Origin of the sequence: Rufibacter sp. DG15C (assembly GCF_001577755.1) — a bacterium.
Classification (GTDB): domain Bacteria; phylum Bacteroidota; class Bacteroidia; order Cytophagales; family Hymenobacteraceae; genus Nibribacter.
This window is the reverse complement of the sequence record NZ_CP010776.1, coordinates 775,991-802,199: the sequence shown is the minus strand read 5'-3', so window position 1 is coordinate 802,199 and position 26,209 is coordinate 775,991. Positions and strand designations below refer to the sequence as shown.

23 protein-coding genes and 1 pseudogene are annotated in these 26,209 nt (G+C 50.8%); 16 read left to right on the top strand and 8 right to left on the bottom strand.

All coding sequences use genetic code 11. From position 1 onward, the window contains the following. Nucleotides 1-30 precede the first annotated feature (30 nt). On the top strand, nucleotides 31-507 hold the full coding sequence (locus tag TH61_RS03360; RefSeq protein WP_066505878.1) for a Dps family protein: 477 nt from the start codon (nucleotides 31-33) through the stop codon (nucleotides 505-507). A 157-nt stretch (nucleotides 508-664) separates the two neighbouring features. On the opposite strand, the gene rny is transcribed toward TH61_RS03360, so the two are convergent. The 6 genes from rny to radC form a co-directional block, all read right to left on the bottom strand. After that, complete coding sequence (gene rny, locus TH61_RS03355) at nucleotides 665-2,263, bottom strand: ribonuclease Y (RefSeq protein WP_066505877.1); 1,599 nt, start codon at nucleotides 2,261-2,263, stop codon at nucleotides 665-667. 69 nt (nucleotides 2,264-2,332) lie between these two features. Then, entirely contained in the window at nucleotides 2,333-2,623 is a 291-nt protein-coding gene (locus TH61_RS03350; RefSeq protein ID WP_066505874.1) for a cell division protein ZapA, read from the bottom strand. A 163-nt stretch (nucleotides 2,624-2,786) separates the two neighbouring features. Further along, on the bottom strand, nucleotides 2,787-3,083 hold the full coding sequence (locus tag TH61_RS03345) for a hypothetical protein (protein WP_066505871.1): 297 nt from the start codon (nucleotides 3,081-3,083) through the stop codon (nucleotides 2,787-2,789). Between the two features lies 1 nt (nucleotide 3,084). Beyond that, the gene (gene pheT / locus TH61_RS03340; RefSeq protein WP_066505868.1) at nucleotides 3,085-5,499 is read right to left on the bottom strand and encodes a phenylalanine--tRNA ligase subunit beta; all 2,415 of its coding nucleotides are present in this window, start codon (nucleotides 5,497-5,499) and stop codon (nucleotides 3,085-3,087) included. A 734-nt stretch (nucleotides 5,500-6,233) separates the two neighbouring features. Next, a complete protein-coding gene (locus TH61_RS03330; RefSeq protein WP_066505863.1) occupies nucleotides 6,234-6,836 on the bottom strand; it encodes a DUF1684 domain-containing protein in 603 nt (200 codons plus the stop codon). A gap of 195 nt (nucleotides 6,837-7,031) precedes the next feature. Then, entirely contained in the window at nucleotides 7,032-7,736 is a 705-nt protein-coding gene (gene radC, locus TH61_RS03325; protein WP_066505861.1) for a DNA repair protein RadC, read from the bottom strand. 150 nt (nucleotides 7,737-7,886) lie between these two features. Here radC and TH61_RS03320 point away from each other — a divergent pair, with 150 nt between their 5' ends. The 6 genes and pseudogenes from TH61_RS03320 to TH61_RS03295 all read left to right on the top strand — a co-directional run bounded on the left by TH61_RS03320 (nucleotide 7,887) and on the right by TH61_RS03295 (nucleotide 13,836). Beyond that, a complete protein-coding gene (locus tag TH61_RS03320) occupies nucleotides 7,887-9,116 on the top strand; it encodes a metallophosphoesterase (protein WP_066505859.1) in 1,230 nt (409 codons plus the stop codon). Nucleotides 9,117-9,348: 232 nt separating this feature from the next. After that, the gene (locus TH61_RS03315; protein ID WP_157600532.1) at nucleotides 9,349-10,083 is read left to right on the top strand and encodes a hypothetical protein; all 735 of its coding nucleotides are present in this window, start codon (nucleotides 9,349-9,351) and stop codon (nucleotides 10,081-10,083) included. A gap of 87 nt (nucleotides 10,084-10,170) precedes the next feature. Further along, the gene (locus TH61_RS03310) at nucleotides 10,171-10,875 is read left to right on the top strand and encodes a carboxypeptidase-like regulatory domain-containing protein (protein ID WP_157600530.1); all 705 of its coding nucleotides are present in this window, start codon (nucleotides 10,171-10,173) and stop codon (nucleotides 10,873-10,875) included. Nucleotides 10,876-10,952: 77 nt separating this feature from the next. Beyond that, a pseudogene (locus tag TH61_RS03305) lies at nucleotides 10,953-11,930 on the top strand (PLP-dependent cysteine synthase family protein); the annotation flags it as partial. Between the two features lie 176 nt (nucleotides 11,931-12,106). Beyond that, on the top strand, nucleotides 12,107-13,405 hold the full coding sequence (locus TH61_RS03300; protein WP_066505849.1) for an ATP-binding protein: 1,299 nt from the start codon (nucleotides 12,107-12,109) through the stop codon (nucleotides 13,403-13,405). Continuing rightward, nucleotides 13,402-13,836 carry a response regulator gene (locus tag TH61_RS03295; RefSeq protein WP_066505846.1) on the top strand — a complete coding sequence of 145 codons (435 nt, stop codon included), beginning with the start codon at nucleotides 13,402-13,404 and terminating at the stop codon, nucleotides 13,834-13,836. The genes TH61_RS03300 and TH61_RS03295 overlap by 4 nt, the downstream gene beginning before the upstream one ends. Nucleotides 13,837-13,898: 62 nt before the next feature. On the opposite strand, the gene TH61_RS03290 is transcribed toward TH61_RS03295, so the two are convergent. Together TH61_RS03290 and ade are read right to left on the bottom strand one after the other, a co-directional pair. Further along, complete coding sequence (locus tag TH61_RS03290) at nucleotides 13,899-14,735, bottom strand: sulfite exporter TauE/SafE family protein (protein WP_066505844.1); 837 nt, start codon at nucleotides 14,733-14,735, stop codon at nucleotides 13,899-13,901. Nucleotides 14,736-14,825: 90 nt separating this feature from the next. Beyond that, nucleotides 14,826-16,472, bottom strand: coding sequence for an adenine deaminase (gene ade / locus TH61_RS03285; RefSeq protein WP_066505843.1), 1,647 nt, complete (start codon nucleotides 16,470-16,472; stop codon nucleotides 14,826-14,828). Nucleotides 16,473-16,776: 304 nt separating this feature from the next. Between ade and cmk the strand changes: the two genes are divergently transcribed. From cmk to TH61_RS03235, 9 genes are all read left to right on the top strand, one after another. After that, nucleotides 16,777-17,475, top strand: a complete 699-nt coding sequence (gene cmk, locus TH61_RS03275; RefSeq protein WP_066505839.1) for a (d)CMP kinase — start codon at nucleotides 16,777-16,779, stop codon at nucleotides 17,473-17,475. A 189-nt stretch (nucleotides 17,476-17,664) separates the two neighbouring features. Continuing rightward, a complete protein-coding gene (locus tag TH61_RS03270) occupies nucleotides 17,665-18,558 on the top strand; it encodes a 4-hydroxy-3-methylbut-2-enyl diphosphate reductase (protein WP_066505838.1) in 894 nt (297 codons plus the stop codon). A 76-nt stretch (nucleotides 18,559-18,634) separates the two neighbouring features. Then, nucleotides 18,635-19,177, top strand: coding sequence for a DUF502 domain-containing protein (locus TH61_RS03265; RefSeq protein WP_066505837.1), 543 nt, complete (start codon nucleotides 18,635-18,637; stop codon nucleotides 19,175-19,177). Nucleotides 19,178-19,286: 109 nt separating this feature from the next. After that, complete coding sequence (locus TH61_RS03260; RefSeq protein ID WP_066505836.1) at nucleotides 19,287-21,863, top strand: family 20 glycosylhydrolase; 2,577 nt, start codon at nucleotides 19,287-19,289, stop codon at nucleotides 21,861-21,863. A 173-nt stretch (nucleotides 21,864-22,036) separates the two neighbouring features. Further along, complete coding sequence (locus tag TH61_RS03255) at nucleotides 22,037-22,495, top strand: hypothetical protein (protein ID WP_157600528.1); 459 nt, start codon at nucleotides 22,037-22,039, stop codon at nucleotides 22,493-22,495. 115 nt (nucleotides 22,496-22,610) lie between these two features. Next, the gene (locus TH61_RS03250) at nucleotides 22,611-23,273 is read left to right on the top strand and encodes a hypothetical protein (RefSeq protein WP_066505832.1); all 663 of its coding nucleotides are present in this window, start codon (nucleotides 22,611-22,613) and stop codon (nucleotides 23,271-23,273) included. 84 nt (nucleotides 23,274-23,357) lie between these two features. Continuing rightward, on the top strand, nucleotides 23,358-24,173 hold the full coding sequence (locus TH61_RS03245; RefSeq protein ID WP_066512485.1) for an alpha/beta fold hydrolase: 816 nt from the start codon (nucleotides 23,358-23,360) through the stop codon (nucleotides 24,171-24,173). A 138-nt stretch (nucleotides 24,174-24,311) separates the two neighbouring features. Further along, entirely contained in the window at nucleotides 24,312-25,520 is a 1,209-nt protein-coding gene (locus tag TH61_RS03240; protein WP_082780284.1) for a sorbosone dehydrogenase family protein, read from the top strand. A 91-nt stretch (nucleotides 25,521-25,611) separates the two neighbouring features. Continuing rightward, nucleotides 25,612-26,190 carry a hypothetical protein gene (locus tag TH61_RS03235; protein WP_066505829.1) on the top strand — a complete coding sequence of 193 codons (579 nt, stop codon included), beginning with the start codon at nucleotides 25,612-25,614 and terminating at the stop codon, nucleotides 26,188-26,190. The last annotated feature ends 19 nt before the right edge of the window (nucleotides 26,191-26,209 follow it).

Sequence of the window (26,209 nt, the reverse complement as noted above, 5' to 3'; positions counted from 1 at the left end):
AACACAAACCTAATTAGAACATACTTGACTATGGAATCACATAATGAACTAGGCTTAGCACGCAGAGACACCAAGGACCTAGCCGTAAAATTGAATGAGCTGCTGGCCAACTACCACGTGTACTACCAAAACCTGCGCGCCTTCCACTGGAACATACGGGGCGGAAACTTCTTTTCCCTTCACGCCAAATTTGAAGAACTGTACACCGCCGCCTTTGAGACCATTGACGAGATTGCCGAGCGCATCCTAACCCTCCGCCACACGCCCATGCACAGCTTCTCAGATTACCTGGCAACGTCCAGAGTACAGGAACGCAAAGGCCTCACCACCGATGTAGACACCGTGGAAGCCACCGTAGAGAATATCGGGCAGATCATCCACTTAGAGCGCGAAGTCCTGGCTATGGCCTCTGAATTGGAGGACGAGGGCACGCAAGGCTTAATCAGTGATGACTTGAACGCCCTGGAGAAAACCCTCTGGATGCTGAACGCCTTCCAAGCACGATAATCCCTTATGGGTAAAGGCCTAGCTTTAATTTTCACCTTCGCCTTAGGGCAAAACAAAAACGCCCGTTGCTAAAGTAGCAACGGGCGTTTTTCGCTTATTTCCCAGAAACCAGCCCCAAAACGAAATGTCTAAGGTCTAGCGCCTAGTATCTAAAATCTTACTTAGCGTAGGATACAGAGCGCATTTCCCGGATGACCGTGATTTTAATCTGGCCTGGGTACTGCATCTCTTTCTCAATTTTCTGCGAGATGTCAAAGGAAAGCTCCTGGGCACGCTCATCGGTTACGTTCTCAGCGTCTACCATCACGCGCAGTTCACGGCCGGCCTGGATGGCGTAGCACTGGTTCACGCCTTCAAAGGAGTGAGCGGTTTCTTCCAGTTCTTTCAGACGCTTGATATAGGACTCCATGATCTCGCGGCGAGCACCTGGGCGGGATCCAGATATGGCATCACAAGCCTGGATGATAGGCGAAATCATAGCGGTCATCTCAATCTCGTCGTGGTGAGCACCAATGGCGTTGCACACATCTGGATGCTCCTTGTACTTCTGGGCCAACTGCATACCAATGATAGCGTGCGGCAATTCTGGCTCCTCTGGTGTTACTTTTCCAATGTCATGCAACAGACCGGCGCGTTTGGCTAGCTTCACGTTCAAGCCTAGTTCGGCAGCCATGGTGGCACACAGGTTGGCTACTTCTCTGGAGTGCTGTAACAGGTTCTGACCGTAAGAAGAACGGAAGCGCATGCGGCCCACCATTCTAATCAACTCTGGATGCAGACCGTGGATGCCTAGGTCAATGGCGGTACGCTCGCCAATCTCCACAATCTCCTCTTCAATGCCTTTCTTGGTCTTGGCCACCACCTCCTCAATACGGGCTGGGTGAATACGTCCGTCGGCTACCAGGCGGTGTAGGGCCAGGCGGGCGATCTCACGTCTTACCGGGTCAAAACCAGAGATGATGATGGCCTCTGGCGTGTCGTCAACGATGATTTCTACGCCCGTGGCAGCTTCTAAGGCTCTAATGTTACGTCCTTCACGCCCGATGATTTTACCTTTGATGTCATCTGACTCAATGTTGAAGATAGAGACGCAGTTCTCAATGGCGTGCTCGGCGGCGGTGCGCTGGATAGTCTCAATCACCACCTTCTTGGCTTCTTTGGTAGCGGTGAGCTTGGCCTCGGCTACAATGTCTTTGATGTAAGAAGAGGCGCGGGTAGAGGCTTCTGATTTCAGGCTTTCTACTAGTTGCTCGCGGGCTTCCTCGGCAGACAGGTTGGCGATGCGCTCCAGTTTGCTCAGAATCTCGTGGTGGTCTTTGTCTACCTTGTTTTGCTTCTCGCGGTACTGGGCCTCCAGTTCCTCTTTGCGCTGGTCAATGCCCTCTAGTTGCTTGTTCAGCTTTTCACGGACGGCATCAGTTTCCTGCTCTTTTTTCTTGAGGTCTTCCAGTTGCTTGGTCACCAGCACTTCGCGCTGCTTTACCTTGGCCTCGTTCTGGATGATGATGTTTTTCTTGTGGTTGGCCTGCTCTTCGTGCTCGGCTTTCAGCTTTAAGAAGTGCTCCTTGGCTTCCAGCATCTTCTCCTTCTTCTGGCTTTCGGCGCGGGCCTCTGCGTCCCGGATGATTTGCTGGGCGCGTTGCTTGGCCTGGGTTTCCTGGTCCTGGAACAGCTTGACCAGCAACACGCGGCCAATGTAGAAACCGATGCCCAGACAGACAACGGCCGTGATTAGAATATAAACGATGGTAGACATGTGGCTATAGCTTTTATGGTTAAAAGTATAGCATTAGACATTGGCCCTAGGCCTCACAGAGAAAGCGCTCTACCCGAGCTTGAGGGAGGAAAGCAAATCATTCAAAGACGACAGCTGTTGCTCCAGACCCATCTGGTCTTGCTGTGCGGCGTCTTCGGTTTTAATCTTATCTGCGGCGGTCTCCAAGGCTATCATGGCCAGCAAATCTTGCTTGTCATGGATGCCAAACTGGTCCCTGAACATCTTAATGCGCTCATTCAGGTATTTGCCCGCCAAACGCAGTCGTTCTTCTTCTTCCTCGCTTACCCGCATCGGATACTCGCGGTCTGCTATCTTTATCTTTATAGATAACTCACTCATCTCCTGATGCTTTCTAAAGTGCCTGCGCGTTTTGTTATGTCTAAAAGAGAAATCATGTGCTGTAAAAGGTCCTAATCTCTCTGGTACTCTATAATCTAAAGGGAACGTGCACGGGGCACGAAGTCTAAAATGGACATCAACAAACCGCGTCCAGACACTTGGGTTATTCTCTTAGATACGCGATGCACTTGTCAATCTCTCGCAGGTACTCGTTTATCTTCAGCTTCAGCTCTGTGGAACTGGCAGTGTCTACTGCTATGGTTTGTACAATTTTACTAATATTATCTTGATTCTGAAAATTTTTTATCTCAGTCTCTTTTTCCTGTATCACTTGCTGCAGACGCGCAATTTCCTGGTGGGCGGCCTGTAATCTGTCCTGCCCGGCCTGGTATTGCTCCACCAACGCATGGACTTTGGCCTCAATGTTCTGGATTTGATGAAGATAGCTGCTCGCTTTCATATTACTTCCGGATGACGGCGCCCAATTGGTGTTCAAACTGCTGCATTAAACGGCTCATGGTAGAGTCAATGACTTTGTCAGTCAAGGTCTGCTGCTTGTCCTGCAGGGTAAAGCTCACCGCAATGGCCTTCTTGCCGCTCTCAATCTTTTCGCCCTCATAGACGTCAAAGGCGTTCACGTCCTGCAACAGCTTGCGCTCCACGCGCTGGGCCACTTGCTTAATCTGCTCAAAGGTAACGGCTTTATCCACAACCAGAGATAAATCTCGGCGCACCTCCGGGAACTTGGACAGCTCCTCAAATACCAATTTGTCTTTGTAGTTGCGCAACAGGTAATCCCAGTTGAGTTCGGCGTACCACACTTGCTCTTTTACGTCTGCCTGTTTGCACACTCTGTCCTTTATCAGACCCACGTGCGCCAGGGTGATGTCGCCTTTGTGGTAGGTCACACCGCCGGCCAGATACGGGTGCTCGGTGGGCTTGGTGGTGAAATTGGTCTGTCGGCAAAGGGTGAGCGTCTGCTGTACCTGCGTGGCCAAGTCATGGAAAGAGGCTTTGGCGCTGGCCTGTTGCCAGCTTTCTGCGGCCTTGTTGCCCGTCATGAAAAGCACCAGGTAGTTGTTTTCTTTGTACTTCTCGCCGTCTTTGCGGTACACCTTGCCCAGCTCAAATACTTTGAGGTCGCGCTGGCGGCGGTTGATGTTATGTCTTAGTACTTCCAGACCAGAATACACCAGGGTCAGGCGCATAGCGTCCAGGTCCTCTGAGTTGTAGTTGAGGATGGGCACCAGTTCGGCTGGCACGTTGCCTTCTGCGTCTTTGTAGTAGTTGGAGTTGGTGAGTGAGTTGGTGAACATCTCCAGGTAGCCATTGGCGGCCAACGCATCGGCCACGCGGCTGGTGATAATCTCCGGGTCCGGGTTCGGGAACTTGGCTAGGAAGTCGGCGGCCAGGTTCTCACTCAGGATGATGTTGTTGTAGCCATAGATTCTGAGGATTTCCTCTACCACATCGGCCTCGCGGGTCACGTCTACTTTATACGCCGGAATGTACAAGGCCAACTGCTCCTCGTTCTCGCTGGTGATTTCAATGCCCAGGTTGGTCAAGATGGCTTTGATGTGCGCGGGCTCAATGTACTGGCCAATGAGCTGTTGGACACGGCTGTAGCGCAAGGTGATTTGCTGAGGTTGGATAGGCTGCGGATATACGTCCACAATTTCTGAGGAAATCACGCCACCGGCGATTTCTTGAATCAACAGGGCCGCGCGTTTCAAGGCCAGGATGACCATGTCAGGGTCGGTGCCGCGCTCGAAACGGAACGAGGAGTCGGTTTTGATGCCGTGCACCTGCGAAGTTTTCCGGATGCCTGCTGGTGAGAAGTAAGCGCTCTCCAGGAAGATGTTCTGCGTCTCTGTGGTCACACCCGCTTGCAATCCTCCGAACACGCCCGCCAGCACCATCGGCTCTTCGGCGTTGCTGATGGTCAAATCTTCAGCGCGCAAAGTACGTTCTATGCTGTCCAGCGTGGTGAATTTGGCGCCTTCAGAAGCGTTCTTCACGACGATTTTACCTCCTTTGATTTTAGCGGCGTCAAAGGCATGTAGAGGTTGACCCAACTCATGCAATACATAGTTGGTGGCGTCCACCACGTTGTTGATAGGCGACAGGCCGATGGCGCGCAGTCTGCGTTGCAACCACGCCGGAGAGTCCTGCACGGTCACGCCTGAGATAGTGACGCCTGCATAGCGTGGACAGGCTTCTGTATTTTGTACTTCTACCGAGATAGGCAGAGACGTATTGGACACAGCAAAACCGCTTACATCTGGCAATTGGTACGGTGCGTTTAGTAATGCTTGTAGGTCGCGGGCCACACCTAGGTGAGAGGCGGCATCGGCGCGGTTAGGCGTCAGGCCAATCTCAAACACGTCATCCGACGCTAAGCCAAAGTACTGAGCGGCGGGTGTGCCGTTCGGTAAATCTGTGTCCAGTACCATGATGCCGGCGTGTGAAGAACCCAGGCCAATCTCATCCTCGGCGCAAATCATGCCTTCTGACACGGCTCCGCGAATCTTTGATTTCTTGATTTGGAATGGCTCGCCTCCGGCTGGGTATAAGGTGGCACCCACGGTGGCAATGACTACTTTCTGACCGGCCGCCACGTTGGGCGCACCGCAGACAATGTGCTTGGGCTCGCCGTCGCCTACGTCTACCGTGGTTACGCTCAGCTTGTCGGCGTCTGGGTGCTTGGCGCAGGTGAGCACTTCTCCAATCACGATTCCCTGCAAACCGCCGGGCACTACCTCAAAGGTCTCAATGCCTTCTACTTCCAGACCAGCGTCTGTCAGGAATTGGCCAATCTCTTGGGCGGGTTTGTCAGTGGGGAAAAGTTGCTTCAGCCAGTCAAATGATATGCGCATGGTGTTGTTTGTGTCTCAGGGTATTATAGGTGCGGTGCTCTGCACGAATTGCCGTTTGCCGGCTACAATTTTCAAAATTACCAAAAACTGGGGAAGATGGGATGGATTTTTTATTGGTTGCTAGTTTAGAGGCGAGAGTCTTGAGTCAAAGAGAGATTTTCATCCGTCATTGTTGGTTTTATCACCAACAACCCAGACTGCAGTTCAATCTGCTTAGTCCTCCTTTAAAGGGGGTAGGGAACGAGGGCTATATTTGAATAGTGTTGATTCATCCCTTAACTCCCTATGCCAAGCGCAGATTCTCCCCTTGAGGGGAGTGAAGAGAGGTGTTTACTTAAGCTGATAAAATTCATACTGCCTCTGCCTCCCAACACCGTCTTCCCAACTAGTTCTATTCTTACTTCCTGCCTGGGTTTGTCACTTTTCTCCTTGATGAGAAAAGTAACCAAAAGAATCAAGAAGAAAAGAAACTCGCTGAACGCTCGGACAGTCTTTTCTTCACAGAGGTGCACCTGGCTAACGCTGTCTGTTTCATGGCAGACTTACGCCACTGCCAAGTGACAGGCCGCTACTTTCTCCCTCAGGGAAAGAGACTTAAATTGACCAGTCTCTTTTCCCTCGGTCAAGGGCCGGCGGGTTGCTGGTTGAGAAGTTGCAATGCCTTCATCGCCCTACGGGCGGGGAAAATAAAAATGTGTTTTTGACTCGCGACTCAAGACTCAGAACTCGCGACTCTATTTAAAGTTTTTCTCGCCGGCGGGGATTTTGACTTTTAGGCGGTTTTCTGCGGGGGGCATGGGGCAGACGAACTCGGGGTTGTAGGCGCAGAAGGGGTTGTAGGCGCGGTTGAAGTCCAGGACGATATTGCTGCCGTTGGGAATAGCGTCCAAATAGCGGCCACCGCCGTAGGTGTCAAAGCCGTTGGTCTGGTCGGTGAAGGGGATGAAGAGGGAGTCTGAGGTGGCGCCGGCTTTCTGGTACAGCGTGAGGGTGTGCTCTTTGCCGTCCAGCTCAAAGGTGGCCTTGCCTTTCACATGGTAAGGCTCTTTGGTGCCGCCAGTCATGGCCATGGCGATGGGCTCTGCGCGCTCTTCGGGGGTAAAGTCAGCGGTGATCTCATAGTCGCGGTTGGGGGCAAAGTAGTCCAGCTTGTTGAACTTGCGGCGCAACGAATCTGAGAGGGGAGAGGCGCTCAGGCTTCTAAACGTGAGGTCCTTGTTCTCCCTGAACTTGGCCACGGCCTGGTTGTAGCTTTCGTCGTTGAAAAACAAGTCGCTCATCAAATAGCCCACAATGGCTATAACGCCCACTAGGATAATGTATTTAAAACCTTTCATATACAGTCAAATAGAATATAGTCGCAAAGGTAGAACCAGACGCACGTATCACGGCAACCAATGCCAGACTTTTTGCAAAAGCATCGTTTTTGGCCTGTTTTCAAAGAAACAGGCTAAAAACGAAAAGCGGCGACCTTGTGCAAAGGCCGCCGCTTTCAATATCCAGCAATCAACAATTAACAAACAACAAGTAATTTAAAGCATGTCCTCGTCCGCGAAGCTGTAGTAGCTGCTATCCGTGAAGATGAGGTGGTCTAGGATGGGCAGGTCCAAAACCTTTCCGGCCTCCTGTAGTTTTTTGGTGAGGGAGATGTCGGCGGCGCTGGGTTTGAGTTGGCCCGAGGGGTGGTTGTGCACCAGAATCATGGCGCTGGCCAGGTTCTCCAGGGCATGCTTGAAGATGATTTTTGGGTCGGCCACGGTGCCAGCCACGCCGCCGCTGCTAATCTGTACCTTTTTCATAATGGCGTTGGCGCGGTTGAGCAGGATGATCCAGAATTCCTCATGGGGCAGGTCCAGCAGATGCGGGCGCATGTAGTTGTAGATGTCGGTGGAGCAGGTGATTTTGGTGAGCTGAACGGCGGCAGCTTCCTTGCGTCTTCGGCCCAGTTCTAAGGCGCTCACAATGGTGATGGCCTTGGCTTCGCCGATGCCTTTGTGTTTTTTAAGCTCGTTGACGGTGAGTTTAGCCAGGGCGTTTAAGTCATGGTCAACGGCCTTCAAGATTAACTTGGCCACGTCTACGGCACTTAGGCTTGGCGTGCCCGACCCGATTAAGATGCCAATCAGTTCTGTGTCTGAAAGCGCGGCTCGGCCTTTTAAAAGGAGTTTTTCGCGTGGGCGGTCTTCTTCGGCCCAAGATTTAATGGTGAGCGGGGCAGGCGCGTAGGCGGTAGACATAAGGTTTCTGGTTATTTTTGCAGAAAAATCAGGCTAAAATTGTCCTATCAAGCGTTGAGCCTTAGAAATAGTTCACCGTCAGTATTCTTTTCGCGTACCAGAACGCGGGTGGCCGTTTAAAGAGGCTATCTTGTTCATTTAAAACTCTCTATGACCCGATTAATTATAACCCTCATCCTAATCCTCTTGATTGACGTGTATGTCTTTCAGGCGGTGAGAACGGTGATGATGGGTTCAACTCCTCTGCTCAAGAAAAGCGCCTACTTCATATACTGGGCCTTGAGCCTTTTCACGCTAGGAACGGTTTTGCTGGCCATGTTCACCCGGGGTACGGCGCCCAATCCCATGCGCATGCAGGTGGCCAACATCCTGTTCATCTTCTTCATCTCCAAGGCGGTCATTGTGCTGTTTTTATTAGTGGATGATTTGGTGCGGCTCACGCAGCTTATCTCTAACACCGTGAGAGGCCCAGAAAGCCCTAAGTTTAACCTAGGAAGACATAAGTTTCTGAGCCAGATGGCCTTGATGATGGGCGCTATTCCGCTGGGCACCTTGGTGTGGGGCATGGTGAAGGGAGCCTATGATTACCAGATCAAGAAGGTGACGCTCAAGTTTCCTAACCTTCCGCCGGCCTTTGAAGGATTTAGGCTATTGCAGATCACGGATTTGCACACGGGCAGTTTTCATTCTGGGGAGCCGCTGCAAAAAGCCGTGCAACTCATCAACCAGCAAGAATGTGACGTGGTGGTGTTTACCGGTGACCTAGTGAACAACGTAGCCACTGAGGTAGAGCCGCACGTAGACACCCTCGGCCAAATCAAAGCCAAATCTGGGGTCTTCTCCATTCTGGGCAACCATGACTACGGCGATTACATGCAATGGGAAACCGCCGCGCAGAAGGTACAGAACCTAGCCGACCTCAAGAACGCTCACAAGCGCATGGGCTGGGATCTGTTGTTGAATGAGCACCGCGTCCTGGAGCGCGACGGTCAGAAAATAGCCTTGCTGGGCGTAGAGAACTGGGGGCACCGCATGAATTTTCCTAAGTACGGTATTATGTCCAAGGCCTATGAAGGCACGCAGGAATATCCGGTGAAGATTTTGCTTTCGCATGATCCCTCTCACTGGGACGGCGAGGTGAACCAAAAATACCAGGACATTGATTTGATGCTTTCGGGCCATACCCACGGCATGCAATTTGGGGTGAACATACCTGGTTTTAAATGGAGCCCGGTGCAATACGTCTACAAGCAGTGGTCAGGCCTGTACCAGAAAGGAAAGCAGTACCTGTACGTGAACGTGGGCCTGGGCTTCTTGGGCTACCATGGGCGCGTGGGTTTCTTGCCAGAGATTACCGTCTTTGAATTTAAGCGAGGTTAATATATGGACAAAGTTCAATAATCTGTTTTTAGCCTGTTTCTGAGAAATAAGGCCAAAAACGGATTGTTGTCTTTATTGTTTTGACGGTTAGAGTGTTTTAAGTGATGCTTATTTTGGTGGGCACGCCTTAGGAGAGTGCAATTGTGATTTAACCTATGGGCTGGGCGTTTCGTATGGAGGGTGTGGGGGTTGCTGTAGGCAAGTCTCTCATCATCAACTTAATGCTACTACCATGAAAAAACTGATGTTACTATGCCTGGCAGCGGGGGCACTGACCTTTACTGCCTGCCGTGAGGATTCTGGTACGTCTACTGAGACCAACACCAACGATAGCGATACCCCAGACGCCGCCTCTGGCTCCACCAGAGAGGATTCTACCAGCACCACTGCCGCCAACTACAACTATGACGCCGAGTACCGCGAGCGCGCCACCCGCCTGGCCCGTCAAGTCACTGAAGATTTACACTTAGATCCTGCCACCCAGGAACGGGTCAAAACCGTGTACTACAACCGAGCCCGCCAAGTAGATGAGCTGGAGCGTACCTATTCCAGCAGAAACGTAAGCGCCGGTCTGGCCTATGACACTACCATTGGGGATGACTCCATGATGAGTAGTGAGGAGGACGTAGAAGGCTACCCAGCGGATCATCCCAAAGCATATTATACAGAACTGGAGACCATTAACAGCAACGTGGACTTGGAGCTGAAAGGCTTTCTGACGCCAGAGCAGTTCAAGGCTTACCAAACCAACCGCCAGAAATACTACAAAGAGGACATCAAGTATGAGACCTCTGACGGTGACAAGATGAAGATTGACGGCGACGAGGCCAAATTAAAAGTAGGTGATACCAAAGCCAAACGCGAAGGTGATGAAGCCAAAATCAAAGCCGGTGACACCAAAATCAAGAAAGAGGGCAATGAAACCAAAGTCAAGACAGATGACAGTAAAATAAAGATAGAGGAGTAACCGTTCTGTTACTATCTTTGAAAGGCTTGCCCGTAAAAGGCAGGCCTTTTTCTATGTAGGGTGCCGCCTTTGTACCTTTTCCACCGCATGAACCAGTATTTACGTCTTCTCTTTTTCTTCTGCTTTTCTCTGTGGGCGGTTAGCCCCCTGTCTGCGCAAACCCAGGACCATTACGTGTGGGTAAGCGGCCAGGTATTAAAGCAAGTGGACAAGACGCCCATTGCCGGCGTTTCTGTCTTCACGAAAAGGAGCGGGCTGGGCACTTCTTCTGATGGGGCCGGCAGGTTTAGGGTGCAAATTGCCTCTACAGACACCTTGGTATTCAGGGCGCTGGGCTATCGGGAGAAACTGTACGTGCCGGCCTTGCGCAGCGTAACTGAACTGCGCGTGAACATCCTTTTGCAGGAAGAAAGCGTGCAGCTCAAAGAGGTGCAGGTAGGCCCCGTGGCCACGCCAGAGAAAGTAGACCGTGTGCTAAGAAACATGAAGCCCCGCGCCGCCGCGCCCAAACCCCGCATGAACCCCATGGTGCCGCGCGTCATCATTCCGCCCAAGCCGTTGAGCTCTGCGCCTCCGTCCCCACTCATGCTCTTGACTAGTCCGCTCAGTTATTTCTATGAGCAGTTTTCCAAAGACGGCAAGCAGCGCCGCCGCGTGGCCTTGCTATTAGAGGAACAAGAACTGCAGAAAGCCATTGAGCGCGACAACCTCAGGAAAGACTCCATTAGACAGGCGCGCCTGCGTTACAACCGTTTCTTTAGGGACACCGTGAGTTTCTACCCGCGCTGGTAAGCGCTCCTTTCTGACCCTTCTGGATTTTTTGGTTATCTTTGTGTCAGGTTCTAAGAATCTGCACAAAACGCAATTGTATGTATTTAAACAACATTATAGAGGCCATTGGCAACACGCCGCTGGTAAAGCTGAACAGCGTAACAGACGGTATCAAAGGCACCATTCTGGCCAAAGTAGAATATTTTAACCCGGGCAACTCTGTAAAGGACCGCATGGCCCTGCGCATGGTAGAGGACGCCGAGAAGGCGGGCATCTTGAAGCCGGGCGGCACCATCATTGAAGGCACGTCGGGCAACACCGGCATGGGCTTGGCCTTGGCCGCCATCGCCAAAGGCTACAAGTGCATCTTCACTATGTCTGACAAGCAGAGCAAGGAGAAAATGGACATCTTACGTGCCGTGGGCGCCGAAGTATTGGTCTGCCCTACCAACGTGTCCCCAGACCATCCAGACTCTTATTACTCTGTGGCCAAGCGCCTGAACCAGGAGATTCCCAACTCGTTCTACCCTAACCAGTACGACAACCTGTCCAACACCGCGGCGCACTATGAGACCAGCGGTCCAGAGATCTGGAAACAGACCGAAGGCAAGATCACGCACTTCGCGGCGGGCGTGGGCACGGGCGGTACCATCTGCGGTATTTCTAAGTACCTAAAAGAGCAGAACGCAGCCATCCAGGCCATCGGCTTAGATACTTATGGTTCTGTGTTCAAGAAATACAAAGAGACCGGCATCTTTGACGAGAACGAAATCTACGCCTATGCCACCGAGGGTATTGGCGAGGACATCCTGCCTAAGAACGTGGACTTCTCTCTCATTGACACCTTCATCAAGGTAACCGATAAGGATGCTGCCCTCATGACCAGGAGACTGGCCAAGGAGGAAGGTCTGTTTGTGGGTTGGTCTTGCGGTTCTGCCGTGTTTGGCGCCTTGGAGTACGCCAAGGAGCATTTAACGGAGAATGACACCATGGTGATTGTGTTGCCAGACCACGGCACGCGCTACCTGGCCAAAATCTACAATGACGACTGGATGAAGGAGCAAGGCTACCTTGACTAAGAATTCATAAAGGCCGTTTTTGGCCTAATTTCTTGAAAATACCTCAAAAACAGGCTGATGCGGTTTACACGTGTCAGCCTGTTTTTTTATGTTAGCGGTCAAATGTCTGTTTCTAAGAAGGGAGCATAACTTTCTTTTGACGCTAGCCGTTCTTATCCTACATTGTAAACCAGATGGATTCACTGCTCTTTCTGCCGTTGCCCACATTGGCGCAGGTTCGGCCCGCTGTCCCACCCCAATATGAGTGGCTTTTCCTTATTGGCGAAATCCTGTCTGGTACCGCTTACCTGGTGGTGGCCGGCATCCTTTTTTACCTGGCCATAAAACGAGACGACCAACAGCGCAAGATGGTGCTCATGCTCTTCGGGGTGCTGGGTGCACTGGGTGCCGGGGTGCATTTCCTCAATTTGTGGGGAAGCGGCGACTGGTTCCTGACGGTGCAGATCATCCGGTTTGTGATTGGCGTGTTCTCCATCCTGACGGCGGTGGCCCTGTATAAGGCTATTCCCAACCTGCTGGCCATTCCCAGTCCAGAGCGTCTAGAGAAATCTAACCAAGAACTTCGTGATCAGATACAGGAAAGGGAGCGTGCCGAGGTTGCCTTGCGCGAGACTCAGCAGGAGCTGGAGCAACGCGTACAGCAGCGCACGGCCCAGCTCATCACCGCCAACCGCGACATGGAACGCGAGATGGAGAGCCGCAAAAGCGCCGAGAAACAACTCATCGCCAAAAACTATGAGCTGGTGCGCACCAATGCAGACTTAGATGATTTTGTCTATTACGCCTCCAGAGACATAAAGGGACCGGTGCTCAACGTAGCGGGTCTGGTGGCCGCCATCAAGGAAGAACTACCCCCCAACAATGAGGTGCTGGCCAATCTTTTCTCCCGGCTGGATAACTCAGTGGAGCAGATTAACCGCAAGCTTAACAACCTCTCTGAGGTAAGCAGAATCCAACGCCCCGCAGAGCAGGCCCAGCAAAGCAAAGTGTCATTTCAGGAGGTTTTTGACGAGGTGCGGCAAACCCTGGACGAGCGCTTAAAAGAAGTGCAGCATACCATTGAGACAGACTTTTCCTCAGCCCCAGAAGTATACATTTCCAGGGAGAACCTGCACAGCCTGCTCTTTCACTTGCTCACCAATTCCATCAAGTACCGGGATCCGTCCAGGCCTTTGCATATTCTAGTGTCCTCAGACCAACAAGACAGGTTTATACGGCTCATGGTCAAAGACAACGGGCTTGGCATGGAGACCACGCAGTATGAGGGCAAGATCTTCTCCTTGTTCAGGCGGTTCCATGACCACGTGGAGGGCAGCGGCATTGGCCTCTACATCATCAAGCGCATCATGGACAATCACCGAGGCAAGGTAGAAGTGAAAAGCACCGTGGGCGAAGGCACCACCTTCTATCTTTCCTTTATCAATACAGCACCAACATCATCACCATCAGAAACCACCGCAGCACGCGTATGAAAAAGTTACAGGGCATTCTGCTAATAGACGACGACGACACCAACAATTTCCTGAACAACCGTTTACTCTCGCGAATGGACGTTACAGACCAGATACGGGAGTTCAGAAACGGCAAGCAAGCCTTTGATTATTTGTACGCCATCAGTCAGGGCATTGTGGACGCCAACTCTCCTGAGTACGTAAAGCCGTCCCTCATCCTGCTGGACATCAACATGCCCGTGATGGACGGGTTTGAGTTTTTGCAGATGTTTCAGAAGCTGGACCCCGAGTTCACCAAAGATATTGTGCTGGCCATCCTGACCACCTCAGAGCATAAGCAGGACACGGAGCGCGCCGCCGCCAGCAACATTGCCTACCTCACCAAGCCCTTGACCACAGAGAAAATGGAAGAAGTGCTGCAGGCGTACTTTCCGGCAGAGCAACAGCAGTAGAGATTAGAAAAGCCGTTTTTGGCCTGTTTTGACAGAATCAGCCCAAAAACGGCTTTTTAGGGTTACCAGTTGAATTCGTACTTGAGGAAGATGTGGGCAATGACGCTGGCGCCCGCCAGCAATAAGCCTATCCCAATCATGCGTTCTGGGTGGTGCAAGCGGTTCTGCTTTTTGAGGATGCGGCCCAGCACCGCTCCTACAGCAAAGGCCAGCATCAAGGGCGCGCTTTTGACCCAGTCCACGTTCCCCAGCCAGTAATGCGACGAGATACCCGTGAGGCTGGTGATGACCAACAGAAACAGCGACGTGGAGATGGCAATCTGGGGAGGAATCTTGAAGACCTTGATCATGATGGGCGTCTGCAGAAATCCGCCGCCAATCCCAAACAGACCTGCCATGGTGCCGGTGCACAACCCAAAAAAGGACACCAGGCTTCCGTTGAGGCGGTAGGCAATGTGCTTTTGGTGGTTCTTCCGGATGAAAGAGGTGGGCATGCGGTTGATGCGGTACAGTACGCCCTGTTTTCTAGCCTTGGCCTGCACATGCGACACCAGCATGTAGACACCCGTCACTGAGACGAAGAGGGCAAACAAGGCCTGCATGTGGAGCACTGGAATGTAGGCTACCAGAAAAGCCCCTAATACCGTGCCCAGCATGGCAAATGGTTGAATGAGCGAGGCCACCACGTAGTCAATGTTCTTTTCTCTGTAACTAAAAAAGGAGGTGATGAGCGCCGCCGGGAGCAAAGAGCACATGGCACTGCCAATGGCCACCTCAATGGGAAACTGGAAGAAGATGATGAGGATGGGTACCAGAAACACGCCGCCGCCAAACCCAATGAGGGTGCCGAACGCGCTGACCAAAACGCCCACTATGAAAAGGAGAATCTCTGTGACCAATTCTGTACCGTTTATCCACTAAAAAAGAGCTGATGTCTTACCAGCTCTCCTTTAGCTTACTGCCTATCAAAAGAATAGTTGTTGAATTGGCTAGCTCTGCTCCAGAACGTCTACAAAGGCAAACTTCTGCCCGTCAAACAGGCCCTTGTCGCTCAGTTTCAACGCCGGAATCACCAGCAGGGCCATAAAGCTAAGGGTCATGTACGGCGAGTTCAAGGTGCTGCCCATCTCCTTGGCGATGCGGTCCAGCTTGGCATACTGTTCAGCTACCCAATAGCCGTCCTCCGCAGACATGATGCCGGCCACCGGCAAGGGCAGGATTTCCTCTGATTCCCCAGAAACAGCCGATATTCCGCCTTTGGCCTCAATGACCAGGTTCACCGCGCGGCACAGACTCTCATCATCACAACCCACGGCAATGATGTTGTGTGAGTCATGCCCCACGCTAGACGCAATGGCCCCGCGTTTCAGCCCGAAATTCTTGATGAAGGCAATGGCCGGCTCGGCGTTCTCATAGCGGTTCACCACGGTCATCTTGAGCACGTCATTGGCCACGTCAGAGACAATATTGCCGTTCTCAATCTTGGCCTGAGCAGTGAGCAAGCCTGTTATTAGCTGCCCGTCATACGGCTCAATGACTTTCACTCTGGTTGCTTGCTGCGCAGGTAGTTTGAACTGCTCAACCATCTTGGCCTGAGCGTGGAAGTTATTAATGATGTCGCTGGGCGTGAAGTCAATCTTGGTCTTGCCGTTTTCGGCTACCAGCTGTCCGTTGATGTAGGTCTGTTGAATGGTGAAGTCCTCTAGGTTGTTGACGATGATAAAGTCGGCGGGTTCTTTCTTTTGGAGCAGGCCTACTTCCAATTTGTAATGCTGTACGGGATTCACGCAGGCGGCCTGCAGTACGTGGAATAAGTCATGGCCTTGCGCCAAGGCGCGTTTGACCAGCTCGTTGATATGGCCTTCCACCAGGTTGTCTGGGTGTTTGTCATCTGAGCAGAACATGATGCTGGCTGCGTGGTCTTTGAGCAAGGGAATAAGGGCGTCAAAGTTCTTGGCGGCGCTTCCTTCACGTATCAAAATTTTCATCCCCACGGCCAGTTTGTCCAGGGCCTCCTCGGCGGTAAAGCACTCATGGTCGGTGGTCATGCCGGCGGCGGCGTAGGCGGCGGCCTGTTCTCCGCGCAGGCCGGGCGCGTGGCCGTCTACCTGCTTGTCGAACTTCTGGGCCAGGGTTATTTTCTGCATCACCAGGTCATCGCCGTTCAGGACGCCCGGCCAGTTCATCATCTCGGCTAAGTACTTCACCTCGGGGCGCAGGAACAATTCCTCAATGTCTTCGGGCGTTATCTCTGCGCCGGCGGTCTCAAACGGAGTGGCCGGCACGCAGGACGGCGCCCCGAAGAAAAACTTGAAGGGTACTTTCTTTCCGTTGTCCAACATGTACTCCACGCCTTTGAGGCCCAGTACGTTGCCAATCTCATGCGGGTCAGAGACGGTGGCCACGGTGCCGTGCGGCACGGCCAGGCGCGCAAACTCTGAGGGCACCAGCATGGAGCTCTCCACGTGTACGTGGGCGTCTATGAACCCGGGCAAGATGTAGTGCGTTTCAGAGACGGATTCGCGGGTGATGGCTGTGATGGTGCCGTCCATGATTTCCAGGGTGCCTTGGTAGATTTCCTGGCGCAGCACATCTACAATGTGCCCGCTTACCTTGAAAAAACGACGTGTGCTCATAGCCTTCAGTTTAGAGGAGTTTTAGGAAAAACAAGCCAGAATCGGACCCACATAAAAAATGTAAGGTTCGTGGTTCTGGCTTTAACGTGTATCTTTGCAGTCAAAGTTAATGGTTTTGAAAAAGATATTTTCGCTTGGTTTAATCTGGTGCCTGCTGTTGGGAGCGGTAAGCCCCGCCTGCACGCGCAAGACGTCCCTAAGCAAGAAAACGAAAAGCTACCAGCGCCATCAACGCTCGGGCAAGGCCATTCCCTGCCCCACAAAAGATTGTTAATTTCCTTTTTTTAGTAGACAAGGCACTGGTATGAAGAAGATTGTAGTAGCCCTGGACGGGCACTCTTCCTGCGGTAAAAGTACCACCGCTAAGCAGGTGGCGAAAGAACTGGGCTATGCCTACATTGACACCGGGGCCATGTACCGGGCGGTAACGCTTTATTTTCTGGAGCATTACATTGACCTCACCAACCCCAAAAAAGTACAGGATGCCTTGGCCCACATAGAGGTCACCTTCCATAGAAACCCCAAAACCCACCGCAACGAGGTCTTCTTGAATGGCCTCAACGTGGAGGATGAGATTAGGACCATGTACGTATCTAACATGGTGAGCGAGGTGAGCGTGATACCGGCCGTGCGCCGCGCCATGGTAGCCGAGCAGCAGAAGATGGGCAAGCGCCGCGGCGTGGTGATGGACGGCCGTGACATTGGCACCGTAGTCTTTCCAGACGCCGAGGTGAAAGTATTTATGACCGCCGATGTGGAGACCCGCGCCAAGCGCCGGCAGGAGGAGCTCTTTGAGAAAGACCAGTTGGTGCCCTTTGACGAGATTGTGGAGAACCTGAAGAAGCGCGACCACATAGACTCTACCCGTGAGGACAGCCCGTTGCGCCAAGCCGAGGACGCGCATCTACTGGACACCTCGCACATCACCATTGATGAGCAGGTGGAGTTTGTCATGCGCCTGGTAGACTCTAAACTGGCACACTTATCAGTGACTAATGAATGATAGTAAATAAGACAATTATTCATCATTGGTCATTACTCACTAATCATTAGTCCAGCCGGAATTTAATAGAGGCAAATTAGGTTAGTTAACTGAAAGAAAGGTACAGCGTAAGTAGCGTATCTTCCGTTCCAATAAGTCAATTGTTTCTGGTTTTTAATCATGAATCATTGTCCATTAATCATTGTAAGGATGAACGTAACCATAGATCAGAATTCGGGCTATTGCTTTGGGGTGGAGTTTGCCATACAGATGGCAGAGGACGAACTAGAGGAAGTAACCGAGCTCTATTGTTTAGGCGACATTGTGCACAACAGCATGGAGGTGCAGCGTTTGTACAACAAGGGCCTGCGCATCATTGACCGCGACCAGCTCAAGGAACTGCGGGACTGCAAAGTCTTGATTAGAGCGCACGGCGAGCCGCCAGAAACGTATCAAACGGCCTTGCAGAATAACCTGGAGCTAATTGACGCCTCTTGTCCGGTGGTGCTCAAGTTGCAGAACCGCGTCAAGCATGCCTATGACTCCAACAAGGCCATGAACGGTCAGATTGTGCTCTACGGGCAGCAAGGCCACGCCGAGGTGATTGGTTTGGCCGGTCAGACCGGCAACGAGGCCATTGTCATTACTACTGAGGAGGATTTGGACCAGTTGGATTACAGCCGCCCCATCACCTTGTTCAGCCAGACTACCAAAAGTACCAAGGGCTTTTACCACATGAAGGAGCTGATTGAGCAACGGGTAGCCGCCGCTCAAGCCTCTGGTGTTCAAGTAGAAGCATTGGATGCCAATGACAGCATCTGCCGCCAGGTGTCTAACCGCGAACCGCAGCTAGAGAAGTTCGCCGCTTTGCATGACGTGGTCATCTTTGTGAGCGGTAAGAAAAGCTCCAACGGCAAGGCGCTCTACGCCGTTTGCCAGCGCGTAAATCCGCAGAGTTATTTTGTGGAGAACGCCCAGGAACTGGACATGGACTGGTTCAAGGAGGCCGCCTCGGTGGGTATCTGCGGGGCCACGTCTACGCCCATGTGGCTGATGCAGGAAGTAAAAGACGCTATTCAGGCACAGGAGGCCGTAGCCGTATAAGAACGAAACAATATAATAGATTATCCCTATTTTTAAGCCCCGCTCGTCGGGGCTTTTTCTTTACCTTTCCTGTAGCATGAAAAAATTACTCAAATACTTTCTCAACGGTTTCCTGATTGTAGCGCCCATTAGCCTCACCATCTACATCATTGTAGCCATTGTGAACTGGCTGGACAACCTCTTCCTGCTGTATTACCCGGGACTGGGACTGTTCATCATGATTTTCCTCATCACCTTGGTGGGCTTCATCGGCTCGTCTTTCTTGGTCAAACCGTTCTTTGTGCTCACCGAGCGCATCATGAACCGCCTGCCGCTGGTGAGCATGATTTACTCCTCACTCAAAGACTTGTTTGACGCCTTTGTAGGCGAGAACCAGAAGTTCAACCAGCCGGTCCTGGTGAAGATGACGCAGTTCCAGGATGTCTTGAAACTGGGCTTTATCACCCAGACTTCCATGGACGCCCTGCATTTACCAGACAAGGTGGCCGTCTACTTTCCGCACTCTTACAACTTCTCGGGTGAGTTGTTCCTGGTGCCGCGTGAAAGCGTGACGTTTCTGGAAATACCAAGCAGCGAGGTGATGAAATTTGTAGTCTCTGGCGGCGTTTCTAAACTATAGAAGTAGCAGCAAGATTTTTGTAATGGTCCGTTTTTGGCTTGATTTCTGAGAAACAGGCCAAAAACGGACTGCTAGTTTTACCTATTCTTCCCCCTAAAAGATAGACGGCATGGCAAAGTATTGGATTGGTTTTCTGGGTTGTTTCTTTTCTGTGTGGACGGTGAGTTGCGGACAGCCCAGTCCCCAAAAACAGGAGAAGGTGGAGACTGCCTCTGCTTCACTCAATGCCAAAGCCAACCTTCAGCTTACCTTTCAGGTCTTGGAAGAAAAGTACCTGGGCAAAACGCAGTCGCTCTCCTCGCTGACCTTCAAAAACACCGGCAACGCTCCTTTGCCCGCCACTGGCTGGACCATCTACTTCAATGGTTCGCCGTCTTTCAAAGCCAAGGACAATAACGGGCTGGTAAAAGTGGAGGCCATCAACGGAGATTTGTTGCGTCTGGTGCCAACGGAGAATTTTAAAGCCGTGGCCGCTGGTGACTCCATCAGCATTGAACTGGTCTCAGCCGGGCAAATCATCAACGACTCACGGGCGCCTTATGGCTTTTACCTGGTTTGGGATCAGGAGCCAGCCAAAGGCTACTCGCTCAGCACGCACTACGTGAAGCCCACCAAAAACGCAGTGGGCTGGATAGAGGCGCAGGACATCTACCGCCAGAACCAAGTCATTCAAGACATCCCGGAAGACAAGCTGACTAAGGTATTTCCTACGCCTGCGCAATACACTAAAACTGGCAGTTCTTTGACCTTAACACCCGCCACTAAAATTACTTCTGAAAAAGAATTTGCCAATGAACAGCAGCACTTGGAAGCGTATCTGCAAATGGTCTTCGGGAAGCCGAACACAACGCAGACACGTGAAGCAAGTGCTCCTTCCATTCAACTGAAAAAGAAAGCGGGCTTGGGTGCCGAAGGCTATGAGTTGCAGGTTGCCTCATCGGGAATTGTCATTTCAGCCACTTCACCGGCTGGTATGTTCTATGGCATTCAGTCTTTGAAAACTTTGATGCCGCCCCTGCTGCTGGCTAAAAAGCAGACCTCAGTCACCATTGACGGTGTGCAGGTAAAAGATGCTCCTAGGTTTCCGCACCGTGCTTTTATGATGGACGTGGCCAGAAACTTCCAGCAGAAGGAGCAGGTGCTCAAGGTGCTGGATTTGATGGCGCTGTATAAACTCAACGTCCTGCACTTCCATTTGAACGACGACGAAGGCTGGCGCCTGGAGATTGCCGGTTTGCCAGAACTTACGCAAGTAGGAGGAAGACGCGGACACACGCTGGATAACCTGGAGTTCTTGCAAGCTGCCTACGCCTCTGGCCCAGACGTGAACAATACCACCGGTAGCGGTCATTACACTAAGGCAGACTTCATTGAGATTCTTAAATACGCCAAGGCGCGCCACATCAAAGTCATTCCTGAGATTGAGACGCCCGGCCACGCGCGCGCGGCCATCAAGGCCATGGACGCCCGCTACTACCGTCTGCTCAAAGAAGGCAAGAAAACCGAGGCTGAGCAGTACTTGCTTCGGGACCTGAACGACAAATCCGTTTACCGCTCGGTGCAGTACTGGAACGACAACGTGATGGACGTGTCTATGCCGTCTACCTATCGGTTTTTGGAGAAGGTGACGGATGAAGTGCTGGCCATGTACAAAGAAGCCGGCGCACCCATTCAAACCATCCATTTCGGGGGCGACGAGGTGCCCAAAGGCGTCTGGGAGAAATCCCCGTCGGTGCAGGCCTTGATGAAGAAAGATGCGTCCATCAAAGAGATTGATGACCTGTGGTACTACTTCTTCAATAAGCTCAACGCTATGGTAAAGGCCCGCAAGCTGTACCTATCGGGTTGGGAGGAAGTGGGTCTGCGCAAGGTTCGCGAGAACGGCAAACTGAGCTATGTGGCCAATCCGGTACTGGCCAAGGAGAACGTGCATGTAGACGTCTGGAACAACATTGGCGCCAACAGCGACCTGGCCTACCGCATGGCCAACGCCGGCTACAAAGTGGTGCTCACCAACGTGACCAACCTGTACTTAGACCTAGCCTACCAGAAAGCTTACGAGGAGCCCGGTCTCTACTGGGGTGGCTTCGTGGACTTGGACAAGCCCTTCTATTTCATTCCGCTCAACTACATGAAGAACATGAAAGTGGACGAGAGCAATAACCCCATCAAACCAGGTGCCTTCGCCGGAAAAGAGCAACTCACCGCCAAAGGCAAAGCCAACATCGTGGGTTTGCAGGCCCCGCTCTGGAGCGAAAGAATCCTCAGCCCCGAGCGCCAGGAATATATGCTCTTGCCTAAACTATTAGGCTTAGCCGAACGCGCCTGGGCGCCAGACCCTACCTGGGCCACTGAATCCAACTCCGCCAAAAGCGAAGCCCTCTACACCACGGCCTGGTCCCAGTTTGTAAACACCCTTGGCAAGCGTGAACTGCCCCGTCTCAACTACTTCCATAACGGCTTCCAATACCGCATACCTACCGCCGGCGCCGTGGTAGAAAACGGTAAAGTGGTGGCTAATGTGCAGTTGCCGGGTATGGTGATTAGATACACCGTAGATGGTTCAGAACCTACCGCTCAAAGCAAGGTATATTTAGGACCAATCACAGAGAAGGGAACAGTTAAGCTAAGAGTATTTGATGTGACTGGCAGAGGAAGCAGGGTGATAGCAGTGGATAATAGATAATTCGGTTAAAAGAAATTAGAATCTTTATTACAATTGGAATGACTTTTAAGCCGAACCTTCTATCTCTAATAATCTTGTTAATAATTTGTGCCTCATGCCGGAAAAATGAGAATCACGAATTTCAAACTGTAGATTTTGAAGCATTTCAAGTTGACTTATCCAAAACTTGGAGAGTGGTAGATTTGAAAGGGATTGATTCTCATATTAAAGCGATAGTTACTGAGGATGGAGATACTTTGCAATTTGATTATGGCTTTTACTCAGGTGCTTTGGAAGAAGAAAGCCTAAAAGTTTATCCCGCTAACTTGAGGAAGATTTTCATAGAAAGAGGTAGAGATACTACGGGCTTTATTTTTTTAGATAAAGAAATTGTATCAAGTTCTGATTTAGAGCCTTATAGAAAACAAAGGTTGGAGAATAAAATAATTGATGGATTTAGGGCTAGTATAATGACTCCTAAAAAGCCTGGCACAGGAATAACCGGCGTTTACTTTGATAGCTTAGGAAATGGCCCAATTGGGAATATTCAATTGAGATTTTCAGGTAATAATCTAAAGCCAAAAAATAGTGTCCTTTTCTTGAAGTCTATTAATACAATTAGAATTAGTCGTGATACTACAACTTCTAAATGAATTAATTCTAAGAGATTGATTAACTCCCATTTTTTGCCTCATTTCACCAAAATAAGCTAAAAACGCCTAGGTTCACTTAGTAGTTAAATACCTGTCTGGAATTGAATTGTAAAAAATGAGAGATATATCTCTGGTTTTCTTACTCGCCTTGATATTTCAATTTTGCACTCTGAAGGAGACTCAAATAGTTAAGAGTTCTTATTCAGATGGAAGTGCTGTGCCCCAAGTCGATACCGCTAAAATTACTAGCATCAGACTATTTGATTTGAAGCCATTTGAAGCTGTTTTCACTAAAGCTGAAAAGATGCACATGGTGGACAAAGCGGTCAAAAGCGCAATGCAAGAAAATGCTTTTGTGTTTCTTGAGAATGACTGCTACAGATGGGACAGTAAAACCAGTAGTCCTGCATCTATTGGGAATGGATTAGCGTGCAGGCTGAGTGATTTCTATTTGATTGATTTGGATAATGATGAAGATTTAGATATTATCTATTCATCAGCGATAGACCAATATGTCAATTGGGATATAAACGCAGTATATATCTTCCAAAACAAGAATGGTGTTTATCAACTCCATCGCTTTCCTGGATATCTAATCAATGCAGAATTTTTAGAGAAGAAGAACAGTAAAATCCACTTTAAAACTGTTGTAAGACCTTGTTGTGACAACAATGACTTTAGGTTCTACGATTCAGAACTTGATACGCATAGTTGGGCAATTACTACATTGAAAGGAGCAACGGTGCACAAATCGAAAGTGAAAGAAGATTTTGAGTAAATCTCATTTTCCGCCTCTTTTCACCAAAACAAGCTAAAAACGCCAGCACCTCTCGTATAGAGAAAATCACCAAAATTGCTTCCAGTGTCCATCATCAGACTGCAAACCTCTAAGCTCCACTACCGAAAGTTAGGCCACGGCCCCAAGGCGCTCTTGGCGTTTCATGGGTATGGGCAGGAGGGACATTACTTTGACGTGATGGCGCGCACCTTGCACCCAGACTACACCGTGTACGCCGTGGATTTATTCTTCCATGGGGGCAGTACCTTGAGTAAGACTGATCAACCGCTCACCAAAGCCCGACTGCAGGAGTTTGTGCAGGCTTTGCTGGAAAAGGAAAAAGTGGAACGGTTCTCTGTAATGGCGTTCAGTATGGGAGGGAAGTTCGCGCTGGCTACGCTGGAGAAGTTCCATGGGCAGATGGACGAGCTCTACCTCATTGCGCCCGACGGCATCAAGACGCATCTGCTCTACAACATTGCCACCTACCCGGGGTGGTTGCAGGGCTTGTTCAAACGCATCGTGCTACGGCCCACGCGGTTCTTCCAGACATTGGGTTGGCTGGAGCGCAAGCGGGTGGTGGACTCGGGACTGGTGAAGTTTGCCAACTGGCAGATGAACTCCCAGGAAAAGCGCCTGCGCGTGTACCGCAGTTGGACCGCCTTTAGAAACCTCACCTTTGACATCAGGAACGTGGTAAAACTACTGAACCAAAGTGACATGGAAGTGACCGTTTTTCTGGGCAAGTATGACCAGATTATTTCGCCTAAACGGCTGGAGGTGTTCCTGAAAGCCCTGCGCAAACACAACTTGGTGATTTTGAACGCTGGGCATACGCACCTGCTCTATGATGTGGCCTCCTGGCTGAAGAACCACCGCCGCTCGGCCAAGAATCTGTAGGGCGCGTACACCCAAACTAATTCCTATTTACCTTGTTGCGTTTTTGGCCTGTTTTCCAGAAAATAGCCTGAAAACGGAAATGGGTAATACTTCATTTTACCTTCGATTAACGAACAACGAATAACCACTCACGAATCTATGAAAAGACTTTCTACCGTTAAATGGAGCGTGTTGGGCCTGGCCCTGGCGTTCCAGATGAGCTGTTCCTCAGACAGCAACAAACCCAACGCCAACGCCGAAGGGGAGAAGCCTTCCACTGAAGCCCAGGACACCCTCTCTGAGAACGTCACCGAAGAACCCGCCACCGAAGGCAACCTGGCCAAGATTGTGATGCCAGACGGCTTTAAAATCAGCTACTACGCCCAGAAAGTGGTGAATGCCCGCTCTATGACGCTCACGCCCAACGGCACCCTGTTTGTGGGTACCCGCGACAAAGGCAGTGTGTACGCCATTGTGGACCGCAACAAAGACAACAAAGCTGATGAGGTCATTACCATTGCCACCGGCCTGAGAATGCCCAACGGCGTGGCTTTTAGAAACGGCTCTCTGTACGTAGCCGAGATTCACCGCATCCTGCGCTATGACAACATTGAAGCCAACCTCAAGAACCCGCCTAAGCCGGTGGTGGTCTATGACAAATTCCCCACAGAGGAGCACCACGGCTGGAAGTACATCGCCTTCGGGCCAGATGATAAACTGTACGTGCCGGTGGGTGCGCCGTGTAACATCTGCCTTTCTGAGAAGCCCGTGTACGCCGCCATTAACCGCATGAACCCAGACGGCTCTGGCCTGGAAGTCTTTGCCAACGGCGTGCGCAACACCGTGGGTTTTGACTGGCACCCAGACACCAAAGAACTCTGGTTCACTGACAATGGCCGTGATCTGATGGGCGACAACACGCCCGCAGATGAACTGAACAAAGCGCCTAAAAAGGGCATGCACTTCGGGTACCCGTTCTGCCACGCCGGCGATGTGCTGGACCCTGAGTTTGGCAAAGGCAAGAACTGCGCTGACTACACTGCTCCTGTGCAGAAACTAAACCCGCACGGCGGAACGCTGGGCATGGAGTTCTACACCGGCACCATGTTCCCAGAAAACTACCGCAAGCAAATCTTCATAGCCGAGCACGGCTCTTGGAACCGAACCGAGAAAATTGGTTACCGGGTGAGCTTGGTACGAACAGATGCGCAAGGCAAAACCACGTTCTCACCCTTCGCGGCTGGTTGGTTGCAGGAAGGCAAAGAATGGGGACGCCCCGTAGATGTAGAAGTAATGCCAGACGGCTCTCTATTGGTTTCTGATGATATGAACGACGCCATCTACCGCATCACCTACAGCGGAAAGTAAGCTGTAAGAAAATTGATTTATGAAAAGGAGCCGTGCTTGAACGTACGGCTCCTTTTCTTTTTATATTGGTCTCGGGTTTAATTAATATCAGATGGGACCGATTATAATTGGTGTGATTCTATTTATTGTGTTTAGTATAGGATTTGGTCTTGTAGGCGGACTTCTATACGTTGGGTACTTACCTCTCAAGAAATGGTTGTTTAAGAGTGGGAAGCTAACCCGAAAAGCTAGTGGACAAATAAACAGGGCTTACATTAGCCTAATTTTATTAACAGCTCTAATTACCACATGGATTGCAATTTTCCCTCTTGACAGTTTTTACAAAGATGAGTTCAGTCACAATACTGGAATAGAATTCCCTATATCTGGAACCATCACAGCTAAAGCTTCTGAATACCCTGACTTACATGGTGACTATTGGGCATCTGCTGTCATTAAGTTAGAAGAGGGCGATTTCAATTCTATTAAGAGACTAATATCTATGCAGAGTGATTTCAAGGTTGATACCACCAGCCAGAAAATTGGAGTCACTAGAGAGTACAGAAATTTAACTAAGCATATAAATGAAGCGGATATAGAAATCGTTTATTCCAATATTAAAAAGCAATGGTTTAAAGTCGCTTTCCTAAAGGATAAAGCAACTATCATTTTTGAGAGAAGTAGTTCATGAGTAAGTCCTAACACTTCCA